Origin of the sequence: Desnuesiella massiliensis, assembly GCF_001403615.1 — a bacterium.
Lineage (GTDB): Bacteria > Bacillota > Clostridia > Clostridiales > Clostridiaceae > Desnuesiella > Desnuesiella massiliensis.
On the sequence record NZ_LN879455.1, the window covers coordinates 223210 to 238540 of the forward strand.

At 33.9% G+C, this 15331-nt stretch carries 11 protein-coding genes; all 11 read left to right on the plus strand.

Annotated elements, in window-relative coordinates:
- Window positions 1-34: 34 nt before the first annotated feature.
- The 11 genes from uvrB (at window position 35) to whiA (ending at window position 15329) form a co-directional block, all read left to right on the plus strand.
- Window positions 35-2014, plus strand: coding sequence for an excinuclease ABC subunit UvrB (gene uvrB / locus BN2665_RS07810; RefSeq protein ID WP_055666561.1), 1980 nt, complete (start codon window positions 35-37; stop codon window positions 2012-2014).
- A 38-nt stretch (window positions 2015-2052) separates the two neighbouring features.
- Window positions 2053-4875 (plus strand): excinuclease ABC subunit UvrA, encoded by a 2823-nt coding sequence (uvrA, locus tag BN2665_RS07815; protein WP_055666562.1) that lies wholly within the window; start codon window positions 2053-2055, stop codon window positions 4873-4875.
- Between the two features lie 149 nt (window positions 4876-5024).
- Window positions 5025-5459, plus strand: a complete 435-nt coding sequence (locus tag BN2665_RS07820; RefSeq protein ID WP_055666563.1) for an FHA domain-containing protein — start codon at window positions 5025-5027, stop codon at window positions 5457-5459.
- A 26-nt stretch (window positions 5460-5485) separates the two neighbouring features.
- Window positions 5486-6688: an FtsW/RodA/SpoVE family cell cycle protein gene (locus BN2665_RS07825; protein ID WP_055666564.1), complete on the plus strand. Its 1203-nt coding sequence runs from the start codon at window positions 5486-5488 to the stop codon at window positions 6686-6688.
- Window positions 6689-6690: 2 nt separating this feature from the next.
- Window positions 6691-8151 carry a peptidoglycan D,D-transpeptidase FtsI family protein gene (locus tag BN2665_RS07830; RefSeq protein WP_055666565.1) on the plus strand — a complete coding sequence of 487 codons (1461 nt, stop codon included), beginning with the start codon at window positions 6691-6693 and terminating at the stop codon, window positions 8149-8151.
- A 28-nt stretch (window positions 8152-8179) separates the two neighbouring features.
- Window positions 8180-10048: an excinuclease ABC subunit UvrC gene (uvrC, locus tag BN2665_RS07835; RefSeq protein WP_055666566.1), complete on the plus strand. Its 1869-nt coding sequence runs from the start codon at window positions 8180-8182 to the stop codon at window positions 10046-10048.
- 16 nt (window positions 10049-10064) lie between these two features.
- Window positions 10065-10799 (plus strand): phosphatase, encoded by a 735-nt coding sequence (locus BN2665_RS07840; protein ID WP_055666567.1) that lies wholly within the window; start codon window positions 10065-10067, stop codon window positions 10797-10799.
- Window positions 10800-10862: 63 nt separating this feature from the next.
- The gene (murB, locus tag BN2665_RS07845) at window positions 10863-11786 is read left to right on the plus strand and encodes a UDP-N-acetylmuramate dehydrogenase (protein WP_055666568.1); all 924 of its coding nucleotides are present in this window, start codon (window positions 10863-10865) and stop codon (window positions 11784-11786) included.
- A 362-nt stretch (window positions 11787-12148) separates the two neighbouring features.
- On the plus strand, window positions 12149-13033 hold the full coding sequence (gene rapZ, locus BN2665_RS07850) for an RNase adapter RapZ (protein ID WP_055666569.1): 885 nt from the start codon (window positions 12149-12151) through the stop codon (window positions 13031-13033).
- Window positions 13030-14361 (plus strand): gluconeogenesis factor YvcK family protein, encoded by a 1332-nt coding sequence (locus tag BN2665_RS07855; protein ID WP_055666570.1) that lies wholly within the window; start codon window positions 13030-13032, stop codon window positions 14359-14361. The genes rapZ and BN2665_RS07855 overlap by 4 nt, the downstream gene beginning before the upstream one ends.
- Before the next feature lie 14 nt (window positions 14362-14375).
- Window positions 14376-15329 (plus strand): DNA-binding protein WhiA, encoded by a 954-nt coding sequence (gene whiA / locus BN2665_RS07860; RefSeq protein ID WP_055666571.1) that lies wholly within the window; start codon window positions 14376-14378, stop codon window positions 15327-15329.
- The last annotated feature ends 2 nt before the right edge of the window (window positions 15330-15331 follow it).

Genomic DNA, 15331 nt, shown 5'->3' on the forward strand with positions numbered 1-15331 from the left:
ACAGATGTTCAAAAGTGGTATTGGAGATGATAAGATGGGAGAATTTAAAATAATCTCAAAATTTAAGCCTACAGGAGACCAACCTCAGGCTATTGATAGTATAGTAAATTCTATAAAGGATGGAGACAGATTTCAAACTTTGCTAGGGGTAACGGGCTCTGGTAAGACCTTCACCATGGCCAATATAATAGAAAGGCTTCAAAGGCCAACTTTGATATTAGCTCATAATAAAACCTTAGCAGCTCAGTTATGCTCAGAGTTTAGAGAGTTCTTTCCAGAGAACTGCGTAGAGTACTTTGTTTCTTACTATGACTATTATCAACCAGAAGCCTATGTACCTCAAACAGATACTTACATAGAAAAGGATGCTTCTATAAATGATGAAATAGATAAGCTAAGGCACTCCGCCACCTCAGCTTTATTAGAGAGAAGAGATGTGGTAATAGTGGCTTCAGTTTCTTGTATTTATGGACTCGGTAATCCGGAGGAGTATAAAAAGTTAACCGTATCTTTAAGACAGGGTATGGTTAAGGATAGAGATGAAATCATTAAAAAGCTTGTGGAAATACAGTATGAAAGAAATGAAATAGATTTTTCAAGAGGAACCTTTAGAGTAAGAGGGGATGTATTAGATATCATTCCAGCCTCTGAGAGCAGTAAGGGTATAAGAGTAGAATTTTTTGGAGATGAGATAGATAGAATAAGAGAATTCGATGTACTTACAGGAAATATTATTGGTGAAAGAAATCATGTGTCCATATTCCCAGCCTCTCACTTTGCTACCTCTAGGGATAAGCTAGAAATAGCTATAAAGAGTATAGAGGAAGAGCTAGAGTTTAGATTAAGAGAGCTAACAGCCCAAGGAAAGTTGTTAGAAGCCCAAAGGCTTAAACAAAGAACTAATTTTGATTTAGAGATGATAAGGGAAATGGGTTATTGTAGCGGCATAGAGAACTATTCAAGAATATTAGACGGAAGAGGGCCTGGAACCCCTCCACAAACCCTTATTGACTATTTTCCAGAGGACTTCCTGTTATTCATCGATGAAAGCCATGTAACCTTGCCACAGGTAAGAGCTATGTACGCAGGAGATAGATCAAGAAAGGATACGCTGGTAGAATATGGATTTAGACTTCCTTCTGCCTATGATAATAGACCTCTTAAGTTCGAAGAGTTTGAAAAAAAGATCAATCAATCTTTATTTGTAAGTGCTACTCCAGCAGCCTATGAGCTAGATCACTCAAATAATGTGGCAGAGCAGATAATTAGACCTACAGGTCTATTAGACCCAGAAATCATAGTAAAGCCTGTTACGGGACAGATAGATGATTTGTATAGTGAAATAAATAATACTATTAAAAAGGGTTTTAGAGTTTTAGTGACCACCCTTACTAAAAGAATGGCAGAGGACTTAACAAAGTACTTAAAGGAACTTAATGTTAAAACTACTTATCTTCATTCAGATATAGATACCATAGAAAGAATGAAAATCATAAGGGATCTTAGAAAAGGTGAATTTGATGTATTGGTAGGTATAAACCTTTTAAGAGAGGGTTTAGATATACCAGAAGTGGCTTTAGTGGCAATTTTAGATGCGGATAAGGAAGGATTTTTGCGTTCAGAAACCTCATTAATTCAGACCATAGGAAGGGCAGCAAGAAATTCTGAAAGCAAGGTAATAATGTATGCAGATAACATGACTAGATCTATGAATAAGGCAATAGGTGAAACTAATAGAAGAAGAGGTATTCAGACTGAATATAATGAAAAGCATGGTATAGTACCAACTACAGTAATGAAAGACATAAGAGAGGTTATAGAAGCCACTAAGATAGCTGAGACAGAAGCTGAATATAATAGCCTAGAAGAGGCAATAAAAGAAGATAGAAATAAAATTGAAGAAATTATAGCTAAGTATGAAGTGGAAATGAAGGAAGTTGCTAAAGCACTTCAGTTTGAAAGGGCAGCAGAGCTTAGAGATTTAATTGCAAAGCTGAAGAAAAAACTTAAATAACTTATGCTGATTTTTTGAAAAATGGAGGAGAGCATCACATGAGGGATAAAATAGTAATTAAAGGAGCAAAGGTACATAATTTAAAAAATGTAACCCTTGAAATACCTAGAGATAAATTAGTTGTATTCACTGGACTTTCAGGTTCTGGTAAGTCTTCCTTGGCTTTTGATACCCTATATGCGGAAGGGCAAAGAAGATATGTAGAATCCCTTTCAGCCTATGCAAGACAATTCTTAGGTCAAATGGATAAGCCGGATGTGGAATATATAGAAGGATTATCACCTGCTATATCCATAGATCAGAAAACCACCAGCAGAAATCCAAGATCTACAGTGGGAACTGTAACAGAGATTTATGATTATCTAAGATTGTTATATGCTAGAATCGGAGTACCTCATTGTCCTAAGTGTGGAAAAGAGATCACTCAACAATCCATAGACCAGATGGTGGATAAAATAATGGAACTGCCAGAGAGAACCAAGATACAGATACTGTCTCCTATTGTGAGAGGTCGTAAGGGAGAGCACGAGAAAGTATTAGATAATATAAAGAAAAATGGTTTTGTAAGAGCTAGAATTGATGGTAATATGGTAGAGCTTACAGAAGATGAGATTAAACTAGAAAAGAATATTAAGCATACCATAGAGGCTGTGGTAGATAGATTGGTTATAAAAGAGGATATCAAAAGCAGATTATCAGACTCTATAGAGACAGCATTAAAGCTGGCAGAGGGGCTTGTAATTGTCGATGTTATTGGAAAAGAAGAAATACTATTTAGTGAAAAATTTGCTTGTGCAGAATGCGGCATAAGTATAGATGACTTAGCGCCAAGGATGTTTTCTTTTAACTCTCCCTTTGGAAAATGCGATCATTGTGATGGATTAGGCACCTTAATGGAAATAGATGAGGATTTAGTAATACCAGATAGAAATAAGAGCATTTTAGAAGGAGCTATAGCTCCTTGGGGAGAAGGAAGGTTAAAGGAAGACTCTTGGACTTATAGTGTACTTCAAGCTTTAACAGAGAAATTTAAGTTTTCTCTTGATACACCTATTAAGGATTTACCTGAAGAGGTAGTTCAAGTACTTTTATATGGAATGAAGGGGGAAAAACTAAAGGTACATTATAAAAAAGAGTTTTCTACAGGAGAGTTTAATCATAGCTTTGAAGGAGAAATAAACTCTTTAAAGAGAAGATATAGGGAGACTAACTCAGATTATATAAAGGCAGAAATTGAGCAGTACATGAGTGATAACCCTTGCCCTAAGTGTAAGGGTGCTAGGTTAAAGCCGGAAACTCTAGCTGTAACTGTAGGGGAAAAGAACATATATGAGTTCTGTAAGATGTCTATAAAAGATGAATTAGACTTTATAGAATCCCTAGAGCTATCAGACAAAAATAAGATAATAAGCAATCAGATAGTAAAAGAGATATGCAGCAGATTGAAATTTTTAATAGATGTAGGATTACAATATTTAAACTTATCTAGAAATGCTGGTACCTTATCAGGAGGGGAGTCTCAGAGAATAAGATTAGCTACACAAATAGGCTCTAGCTTAGTAGGTGTACTATATATTCTTGATGAACCAAGCATCGGGCTTCATCAAAGGGATAATGATAGATTAATAGCTACATTAAAGCATCTAAGAGATTTAGGAAACACTTTGGTAGTGGTAGAACATGATGAAGACACCATAAGAGAAGCAGATTTTGTGGTAGATATCGGTCCTGGAGCTGGAGAACATGGAGGGAATATAGTAGCAGCAGGTACTTTGGATGAGATAAAAGCTTGCCCAGATTCCATAACGGCACAATACCTGACAGGTAAAAAGTATATTGCTGTACCAGAAGAGAGAAGAAAAGGAAACGGACAATTTATTAAAATAAAAGGAGCAAAAGAAAATAATTTAAAGAATGTTAATATAGATATACCTCTTGGAACATTAACCTTGGTAACAGGAGTTTCGGGCTCAGGAAAGAGTACATTAATAAATGAAATACTATATAAAGGGTTAAATAAGATAGTTAATAATGCTAAGACCTATCCAGGAGCGCATAAAGAGATATTAGGAGCAGAAAATATCGATAAAATTATAGATATAGATCAAAGTCCTATAGGAAGAACTCCTAGGTCAAACCCAGCTACTTATACCGGAGTTTTTGATATTATAAGAGAAGTATTTGCTAATACTCAAGAATCAAAAATGAGAGGGTATAAACCAGGAAGATTTAGCTTTAACGTAAAGGGCGGACGTTGTGAATCCTGCAGCGGAGATGGAATCATAAAAATAGAGATGCAATTTTTATCTGATGTTTACGTACCTTGTGAAGTATGTAAAGGAAAAAGATATAATAGAGAGACTCTTGAAGTTAAATATAAGGGTAAAAGCATTGATGATTTATTAAATATGACTGTGGAGGAAGCCTTAGAATTCTTTGAAAATATACCTAGAATTAAAAACAAAATGCAAACCTTAAAGGATGTAGGCTTAGGTTATATTAGATTAGGTCAACCTTCCACTCAACTTTCAGGAGGAGAGGCTCAAAGAATTAAATTGGCTTATGAGTTATCAAAGAGAAGCACAGGAAAAACCTTATATATATTGGATGAGCCTACTACAGGCTTGCATATAGATGACGTAAGCAGGTTAGTAGAAATCCTTCAAAGGTTAGTTGAAGCTGGTAATACCGTAGTAGTAATAGAGCATAATTTAGACGTTATAAAGTGTGCAGACCAAATAATAGACTTAGGGCCAGAAGGGGGAGCCAATGGAGGTACTATATTAGCTAAGGGTACCCCAGAGGATATATGCAAAAATGAAGCTTCCTACACAGGACAATATCTAAAAAAAGTGTTATAATTTTATAAGAATAAACTATAAAACCATGATTCAAAATATATAAGAATCATGGTTTTAAAAATATAGAATTTTTTATTACATACTATCGTAAATATTAATGTATTAGAGTTTTTACAATTTACATATAAAAATAAAAAAGAGGTGTGTTTATGGGCTTTAATAAATTCTTCAGCATTATATTTGCAATAATTTTTATAGTAATACTTTACTTAATAATTATCTATGCACTAAAAATAATGTATAAGGATGTACAAAACGGCGGAAAGAAAAAATCTATTAAAAAGTCATTAGGACTAGAGGTTTTGGAAGCTGGAGAGAATAAAAACCTAAAAAGAGGTTCTGTGATACCTATAAGAGGAATAGTATCTTTGGGAAGAAAGGAAGATAATACCTTAATTCTTATGGATCAATATGTGTCTGGTCACCATGTGAAGATATATGCAAAAAATGAAAGATACGTAGTAGAAGATTTAAGTAGTACCAATGGCACCATACTTAACGGCGAAAGGATAAACGGAAAAATGTTTATAGAGCCAGGAGATGAAATACAGATTGGAAGCTTAGTGCTTGTGGTAATAGGCTAGAAGGCAATTCACAAAGGGGTGAAATTATGAATAGCACTTTAAAACAAGAGAGAATATTATTATTTTTTACATACTTATTATGTATAGCTTTTTTTACTAACCTTGCTTTATTAAAGCAACCTTATGATAAGGGTGCTATTATTATGGCGGTGGTATTTTGTATTTTAGTGGGTTATGCTCATTTTGTAGTGAGAAAGTTTTTTTCCGACGGGGATAAGTTTATATTAATTTTTTCCTGTATACTTTCTTTAATAGGTATTGTAATCTTATATAGACTGGAGCCTTCAACAGCAATAAAGCAGATAATCTGGTTTATTATAGGCATGGCTGGATATATAGTAATGGTAGTAGTGCTGCCTGATTTAAAAAGCTTTGGTAAATATAAATATATGTACATGATTGGTACTTTAATATTTATGGCTATGGCTACTCTTATAGGAGTAGAGAGATATGGGGCGAAGAACTGGGTTCAGTTAGGCCCCGTAGGCTTTCAGCCTTCGGAATTTGGAAAGCTATTTTTAGTAGCTTATTTAGCTTCTAGTCTTAAAGATTACAAAAGCTTTAAGAACTTAATAGAGCCTGCAGTAATAGTGATGATATCCTTAGGGTTTATGATGCTTCAAAGGGATTTAGGCTCAGCGCTTATATTCTTTGGAATTTCTGTAACCATGCTTTATATAGCTACTTCAAAATTGAAATATGTAATAGTAAGCTTTGTATTATCAGCTTTTGGAGCTATAGCTAGCTATAATATGTTTTACCATATAAGAAAAAGGGTTATGATATGGCAGGATCCTTGGAAATATGCTAGTAATGAAAGTTACCAGATAATCCAAGGCTTTTACGCTATTTCCTCAGGAGGACTTTTAGGGAGCGGGCTAGGTCTAGGACATCCAGATTTAGTACCTGTTAGGACGACGGATTTTATATTTGCTGCTATTTGTGAGGAGCTAGGAATAGTAATGGGCTTTGGTATTATAATAATATATTTCTTGCTGTTCTACAGATGTATGAGAGCGGCTATATACGTGGAGGATAGGTTTTCGCAACTAATGTCCGTAGGGTATAGCGCCATGATTGCTAGCCAGGTCCTAGTTATTATAGGAGGGGTTATGAATATAATACCACTGACTGGTATAACCTTACCTTTAGTAAGCTATGGTGGAAGTTCTATGTTAACAACCTTCTTTGCTTTAGGTATTATTCAAAAGATATCCGAGGAGGGTTAAAAATGAATGAAAATTTGTCAAAGAGTATAAAAAATGTATTGGTGGTTTTTCTTATTTGCTTCTTAGGCGTAATAACCTATATAGCTTATTTTACAGTGTTCAAAGCTCCGGATATAGCTAATAAGGAAGGAAACAAAAGGCTTTGGGCTAAAAGAAATGAAGTACTTAGAGGAACTATTTATGATAGAAATATGCAGGCCCTCACAAAAAGTGAGAAGAAAGACGTATATACTCAAAGGAGAGAATATACAGGAGGAGATATGTTTACCCATGCCTTAGGGTATGTGGATCAGAGATATGGACTTACCGGGTTAGAAAATAAATATGACCAAGAGCTTATGAATAATAATAATTTTGGTTTTAATCTTAAAGAAGCCATAAAAACCTTAGATATTAAAAAGCTTTTATCTAATAAAGACAAAAAGGAAAAAATTGGGAATGGTTTAGTTACCACCCTTGATTATAATGTGCAGAAGGCTGCTTATGATGCTTTAGGTAATGAAAAAGGATCTATAGTAGTGCTGAACCCTAAAACCGGAGAAATACTTGCCATGGTATCAAAGCCCACTTATGATCCTAATAAACTAGGAGAAATATGGACCAGTCTTAACAAAGACGAAAATGTGCCTTTGTTAAACAGGGCAGTATCTGGTATGTATCCGCCAGGTTCTACCTTTAAGGTTATAACTACTGCCAGCGCTCTTGAAAACATCCCGGGCATTACAACAAAGATTTTTAGTGATAATGGAAAAATACAATTCAATGCTAAGGAATCCTTAAGAAATTTAAATGGTGTAGCTTGGGGAAACATAAATTTAAAAGATGCCTTTAGGCATTCAAGCAATGTGGTTTTTGGAACCTTAGCTATGGATTTAGGCAATGATAAGCTTAAGGCTACCGCAGAAAAATTTTATTTTAATAAAAATACTCCTTCCGATGGCATAGTCATCGATGAAAGTAAATTTCCAAAGCTTGATAAGAGCGAAATAGGAAGCATTGCACAAACGGGAATAGGACAGAGTAAGATTTTAGCTACGCCTATACAAATGGCTCTAGTAGCTAGTACTATAGCTAATGATGGAACTATGATGGAACCTAAAATAGTAAAAGAAGTTGTAAACCCTGAAGGTAAGACCATAAGAAAAATATCCCCTGAGACTATTACTTCTTCTGTTTCTAAGGAAAACGCAAAGATAATAGGAGAGTATATGAGGTCAGTTATACTAGGTGGTACTGGAGGGCCAGGAGCTTTTGATGGAACTAATGCTGCAGGAAAAACAGGTACTGCTGATTATAAGGATAAGAATGGGAAAGATGCAGAACCCCATTCCTGGTTCATCGGCTTTGCTCCCTATGAAAACCCACAGGTGGCTATTGCAGTTATAGTTGAAGGTGGTGGAGCAGGAGGAGGAAAGGCAGCTAGAGCAGCAGGTTATGTTTTAAAAGCAGCACTTAAAAAATGATGCCTAAGAAGAAGTGGGTGAAAAATATATGTTTGATTTTGAATATCAATTGAAGATATTGCCGGATAAGCCTGGGGTGTATTTAATGAAAAATAATCTAGGCGAAGTCATATATGTAGGAAAGGCTAAAATATTAAAGAATAGGGTTAGACAATATTTTCAAAACTCTAAGAACCATTCGGAAAAAGTAAGGGTTATGATGACTCATGTGGATGAATTTGAGTATATAGTTACAGATTCAGAAATGGAAGCCTTAATATTAGAGTGTAATCTTATAAAAAAGTATAGACCTAAATATAATATCCTATTAAAGGATGATAAGCATTATCCCTTTATAAAGATTACTACTAATGAGGATTTTCCAAGGGTTTTTGTCACAAGAAATCATGCCAAGGATGGAAATAAATATTTTGGACCTTATACAGATGCTTCAGCGGTATATGAAACCCTAGAATTAATCAAAAAGGTCTTTCCTGTAAGAACCTGCAAAAGAAATATTGTAGAAGGAGGAGCTTGCTCAAGACCTTGTTTAAATTACTATATAAATATATGTAAGGCACCTTGTGCAGGCTTCATAAACAAAGGAGACTATAAAAAAATTATTGATGATATAATAGGCCTTTTAAATGGCAAGAATGCTAATATAATTCAAGAGCTTAGAAAAGAGATGGAAGAGGCTGCAGAAGAACTTCAATTTGAGAAGGCTGCAAATTTAAGAGATAAGATAAATGCTGTAGAAACTATCATGGAAAAGCAAAAGATATTCACAGGAAATTTTGAAGAAGAGGATTTTATACACATTTATAGTGATGAAAAAGATACCTGCGTACAAGTGTTTTTCATAAGAGAAGGAAAAATTATGGGACGTGAGCATTTCATGCTAGAAAATACGGCTAATGAGGAAAAGGAAGAGATAGTAGCTGAATTTATTAAAAATTTCTATGGTGGAACAGCTCATGTGCCTAAGAATATATATGTGCCAGCCATTATGGATGAAGAGCTCTTAGAGCAATGGCTTGGAATGAAGAGAGGCTCTAAGGTATGGATCAAATTGCCTAAAAAAGGTGAGAAAAAAGAACTGCTGGATATGGTAGAGAAAAATGCTAAAATAACCTTAGAGCAGTTTAAGCTAAAAATATTAAAGGATAAAGAAATACATAGAGTAGCTCTGAGGGAATTGGCTGATATATTAGAACTAGAGGAATTTCCACATAGAGTTGAGGCTTATGATATATCAAATATACAGGGTGTGGACTCTGTAGGCACTATGGTGGTATTTGAGGATGGAAAAGCAAAAAATAGTGATTATAGAAGATTTAAAATAAAAAGCGTAAAAGGCGCTAATGATTATGACAGCATGAGAGAAATCTTAGAGAGAAGATTTAAGCATGGGTTAGAAGAAATAAAACAGATTCAGGAAAGAGCAATAGAGTTTAGTGGCGGCAAATTCTCTGTATTCCCAGATTTGATAATGATGGATGGAGGAAAGGGACAGGTTAATGTAGCTTTAGAGGTACTTAATAGCTTAAATATAGATATACCGGTGTGCGGCATGGTTAAGGATGATAATCACCAAACTAGAGGAATTATATATAATAATAAAGAGATTGTAATAAATCCTCATTCTAATACGATGCACCTAGTTACAAGGATTCAAGATGAGGTGCATAGATTTGCAATAACTTACCATAGAAGCCTTAGAGATAAAAGAGTACTTCATTCTATATTAGAGGATATACCCAATGTAGGGGAAAAGAGAAGAAAAGAATTGCTAAGGAAGTTTGGAAGTATAGAAAACATAAAAAATGCTAAATTAGAGGAGTTAATAGAAACCCCCTCTATAGATAGGAAAGCAGCAGAAAGCATATTTCAATTTTTTAATGGAAGTAAAGCATAAAACTTAGGAGGAAAGAATGAAATATATATTAGATACTCATACCCATACAGTAGCTAGTGGACACGCATATAGTACTCTTCTTGAGAATATAAGGAGAGCGTCAGAAATGGGACTGGAGATATTAGGAACTACAGATCATGGTCCCAGAATGCCTGGTGGTCCCCACCTATTCTATTTTGGAAATTTAAAGGTTATTCCAAGGGAAATCTATGGTGTAATACATCTTAAAGGCTGTGAAGCAAATATTATAGATTTTGAAGGAAATTTAGATATTCCAGTGGAATTAATTAAGAATAGATTGGATATAATTATAGCTAGCCTTCATGATGTATGCATAAAGCCAGGAACTAGAGATGAAAATACCAAGGCTCTTTTAGGTGCATTAAAGAATCCTCATGTAGATATTATAGGACATCCTGGAAATCCAGTTTTTCCTATATGGGAAGAAGAGGTGGTAAAGAAAGCTAAGGAAGAAGGAAAGATTATAGAGATAAACAATGGTTCCTTTTCCTCTAGGCCAGGTTGTGAAGAAAACTGTATTAAAATAGCAGCACTTTGCAAGGAGTATGGAGTTAAGGTAATATTGGGAAGCGATGCTCACATATGTCATCAAATTGGGGTCTTTGATAAGGCAGAAAGAATTTTAAAGGCTGTTAACATGCCAGAGGATTTAATAATGAATATTGAAAAGCAGAAAATAGTAAAATATTTAAAAGCAAAAGGAAGACTCAGTGATGTTAGCCTTGATTAAATTATATTAGATACTTTATACTATAATTAAAGATTAAGCAATAAAAGTTTAAGGAGATATATAATGAATCAATATTTGCATTTAGTGCCAGAAATTAAAGAAATAGTTGAAGAGAAGAATGTTTTTATAGATGAGCCTATGAGAAAACACACTTATTTTAAAATAGGGGGACCAGCAGATATATTAGTATTGCCAGAAACCATAGAGCAGGTTATAGGTTTATTGAAGCTATGTATTAGTAAGAAAGTACCTCATCACATAATTGGTAATGGTTCAAACCTATTAGTTAAGGATGGGGGAATAAGAGGAGTAGTAATAAAATTATGCTCTTTAAACCAAATTGAGGTAGAAGAAGATAAGATCACTGCCATGTGTGGAGTTTTATTATCTGATGTATCCAAGTCAGCCCTTCAAAATAGTTTGACTGGTTTTGAATTTGCCTGTGGTATTCCAGGCACTATAGGCGGTGCTGTTACTATGAATGCAGGAGCCTATGGTGGTGAGATGGTGGATGTAATAGAAACTGCCTTAGTTTTAGATGAACAATGTAATCTAAAGATATTAACTAATGAGGAATTAGAATTAGGGTATAGAACTAGTGCGGTTATGAAATATAATTATATAGTTTTAAAAGTAACCCTTAAGCTTAAACAAGGAGAATACGAAGAAATAAATGGAAGAATAAAAGAGCTTACTGCTAAAAGAGAGGAAAAGCAGCCTCTTGAGTATCCTTCAGCAGGAAGCACCTTTAAAAGACCAGTGGGCTTTTTTGCTGGCAAGCTTATACAAGATTCAGGGTTAAAAGGTAAAAGTTTAGGTGGTGCAGCAGTATCAGAAAAGCACTCGGGATTTATAATTAATAAAAATAATGCCTCAGCTAAGGACATACTTGATCTAATAAATCTTGTACAAAATACTGTTAAAGAAAAATTTGGAGTAGAGCTTCATACTGAAATTAGGATAATTGGGGATGATATTGCGGGATAAAAGCTGAGGAGCAGCTTTTATCAATGCACAATTCATGATGCACAATTCACAATGAAGGAAGATTTTTTTCGTAGAAAAAAATCTGTAATATAATATAATTTAAAATTTTCTCAGCTTTGCTGAGAAAATTATCCTTAATTGTGCATTGTGCACTGTGAATTATGCATTAAATAAGTAATTTATAATTTTGAAGGGTATAATGATAGAATACTAATCATTATACCCTTTTATAATTGTAAAGCAAAGAGTATTTTCACTTACGCAGAGAAAAACATCCTTAATTGTACAGTGTGAATTGTGCATTGAAAAGTATGTGGTATAATTATATATGGAGAAAATTTAGTCCACAAGGAGGTATTGCTATGAGATTTGTTATTGTTACAGGGTTATCGGGAGCAGGAAAAACTGAAGCTATAAGAAGCCTAGAAGATTTAGGATATTTTTGTGTAGATAATTTGCCTCCAACTTTGATACCTAAATTTGCTGAAGCATGTAATCAAAGTGATGGAAAGATTGAAAAGATAGCTTTAGTCATGGATATAAGAGGTGGAAAGTTTTTTGATGCTCTATTTGAAAGCCTGAAATATTTAACAGACCAAGAGTTTAAATATGAGATATTGTTTTTGGATTCCTCCGATGAAGTATTAGTAAAGAGATTTAAGGAGTCTAGAAGAAAACATCCTTTAGCTCCAGATGGAAGAGTCACAAGAGGCATTATACTAGAAAGAAGTAAGTTAAGAGAGGTAAAAGACAGAGCAGATAATATTATAGATACTTCAAGATTAAAACCCAGAGAATTAAGAGAAAAAATAACTGAAATATATGGTGAGGAAGGACAGCTAGAAAGAGAATTATCAATAACCATATTATCCTTTGGTTTTAAGTATGGAATACCTGTGGATTCTGACCTAGTATTTGATGTTAGATTTCTTCCTAATCCTTTCTATATACCAGAGCTTAAAAGATTCTCAGGCAATGATGAGCCTGTAAAACATTATGTCTTATCTCATGAGGAAACTCAAGGTTTTATAACTAAACTAGAAGATATGCTTAGGTTTCTAATTCCTAATTATTTAAAGGAAGGAAAAAGGCAGCTTATAGTATCTATTGGTTGTACCGGCGGACGACATAGGTCTGTGGCTATTGCTAATGAAATATATGAAAAACTAAGAGATGAAGGTGGCAAGGTCAACATTGAGCATAGAGACATTAATGAGGACATAAATAGGGGTGGAATGAAGCTATGAGATTTATGGATTGGCTTAAACCAGGAATTAAGGTAAAGAGATGGATACTTTCTGCTATTCTAGGGATACTTTTGATTGCCTTTGGCCTTAATGAATTTGCAAAACATTATGTTTACAATATAAGATATAAAGCTTTTTATATATTTTTAAATCTCACTGGAATTTTCATAATTTATATATCAGTAACAGAAAGCCTAAAATCTATTATTGCATTAATTAATAAGGGATACCTAAAATTTTCTTTAGACTCTAGAAAGTTAGAAAACTTGATCTATGAAAAAAGATTATTAGTTAAAGGCCCTAAGATAGTTGTAATAGGTGGAGGAACAGGACTTTCCACCATGCTTAGGGGATTAAAATACTATACCTCAAACATCACTGCTATAGTAACTGTGGCTGATGATGGAGGTGGATCTGGAGATTTAAGGGAGGATTTAGGGATATTGCCACCAGGAGATATAAGAAACTGTATATTAGCTTTGGCAGATACAGAGCCTATAATGGAGGAATTGTTAGAATATAGATTTAAAGATGGAAGATTAAAGAATCAAAGCTTTGGAAATCTATTTTTAGCAGCCATGGACGGCATTTCAGATAATTTTGAAGATGCAGTACAAAAGATGAGTTCTGTACTGGCTGTAACAGGTAAAGTTCTGCCTGTTACTTTAGAAAATATGATACTAAAAGCTAAACTGAAAAATGGAAATACTATTAGTGGAGAGTCTAATATACCAAAGGAAGCTCTAGCTCAAAATAGCAGAATTCATAGGATATTCATAGAACCAGAAAATGCTAAGGCTTTAAAAGACTCCATAGATGCCATAAGGGAAGCGGATGCAGTGGTATTAGGACCAGGAAGTCTTTATACTAGTGTACTTCCAAATCTCTTGGTAAAAGATATATCCAGTGCACTTCATAGAACTGAGGCTATAAAGATATATATATCCAATATAATGACTCAACCAGGAGAAACTGATGGTTTCACAGTATCAGATCATATAAAGGCTATCTATGACCATATAGGCTATGGCGTAGTGGATTATGTTATAGCAAATTCTGGAGAAATTGATGAAGAATTAAAGAAAAAGTATTTTAGTGAAAAATCTAATTTAGTTTCTTTAGACGATAAGGAGCTAAATAAGCTAAATGTAAAAATAGTAAAAGAAAACTTGGTAAAAACTAAAAAAGGCTTAATAAGACATGATTCAGAAAAATTAGCATCAGTATTAGTAGAAACCATAATGGATAGGAAATTATTCTATGATAGAAAGAAGATAATAGAATACTTCTATCTATCAGAACGATTGAAACAAAATAAGAAAAAGTAGGAGTAGAGGTGCATATGTCATTTTCATCAAAAGTTAAAGGAGAGATTTGTAGAGGGAGTAATTTGTCCAAGGAAGAAGCTACTTCTCAGCTTTCTGCTATTATGAAGGTAAGTGGAACTATATCCTTTGCTAGTGGTAAACAATTAAGCTTTAAAATTACTACGGAAAATCCCGCTATCGCTAGGCTTATTTTTAAATTGCTCAAGGAACATTTTAATATTCATACTAAATTAATGGTAAAAAGAAGTAATTCTCTAAAAAAGAATAATATATATATGGTGGTTATCACTGAAGATATGGGAGTTAAGTCTTTATTAAAAGAAACAAAAATTCTTAAAGAAGAGGATGGATTTATTTCTTTAGATTATGGTATAGATTCAACTCTTATAGCTTCAGAAGAATGCAAAAGATCCTATATAAGAGGTGCTTTTTTAGGAGGAGGCAGCATAAGCAATCCTGAAAAGACTTATCACTTAGAGTTTGTTACCCATAGTATTGAATATGCTGAGGATTTATGCAAGCTTATAAATAAGTATGGATTAACTTCTAAGGTTATACAAAGAAAAAGCAGTTATATAGTGTATATAAAAGAAGGAGAGCAGATTGTAGACTTATTAAACATAATCGGAGCACATTCTTCTCTGTTAGAGTTAGAAAATATAAGAATCATGAAGGAAATGAGGAATAATGTAAACAGATTAGTAAATTGTGAAACTGCTAATCTAAGTAAGACAGTAAATGCAGCTATAAGACAGGTGGAAAGCATTAAGCTGATCCAAAGAGAAATTGGATTAGCTAGATTACCAAAGAATCTAAGAGATATTGCAGAGCTGAGGCTAAATTATCCTGATGAATCTCTAAAAGAATTAGGAGAAATGCTAGATCCTCCTGTAGGAAAGTCAGGAGTAAATCATAGATTAAGAAAAATTGAAAAAATTGCAGATGAGTTAAGAAGAGAAGGAAGGTAAAA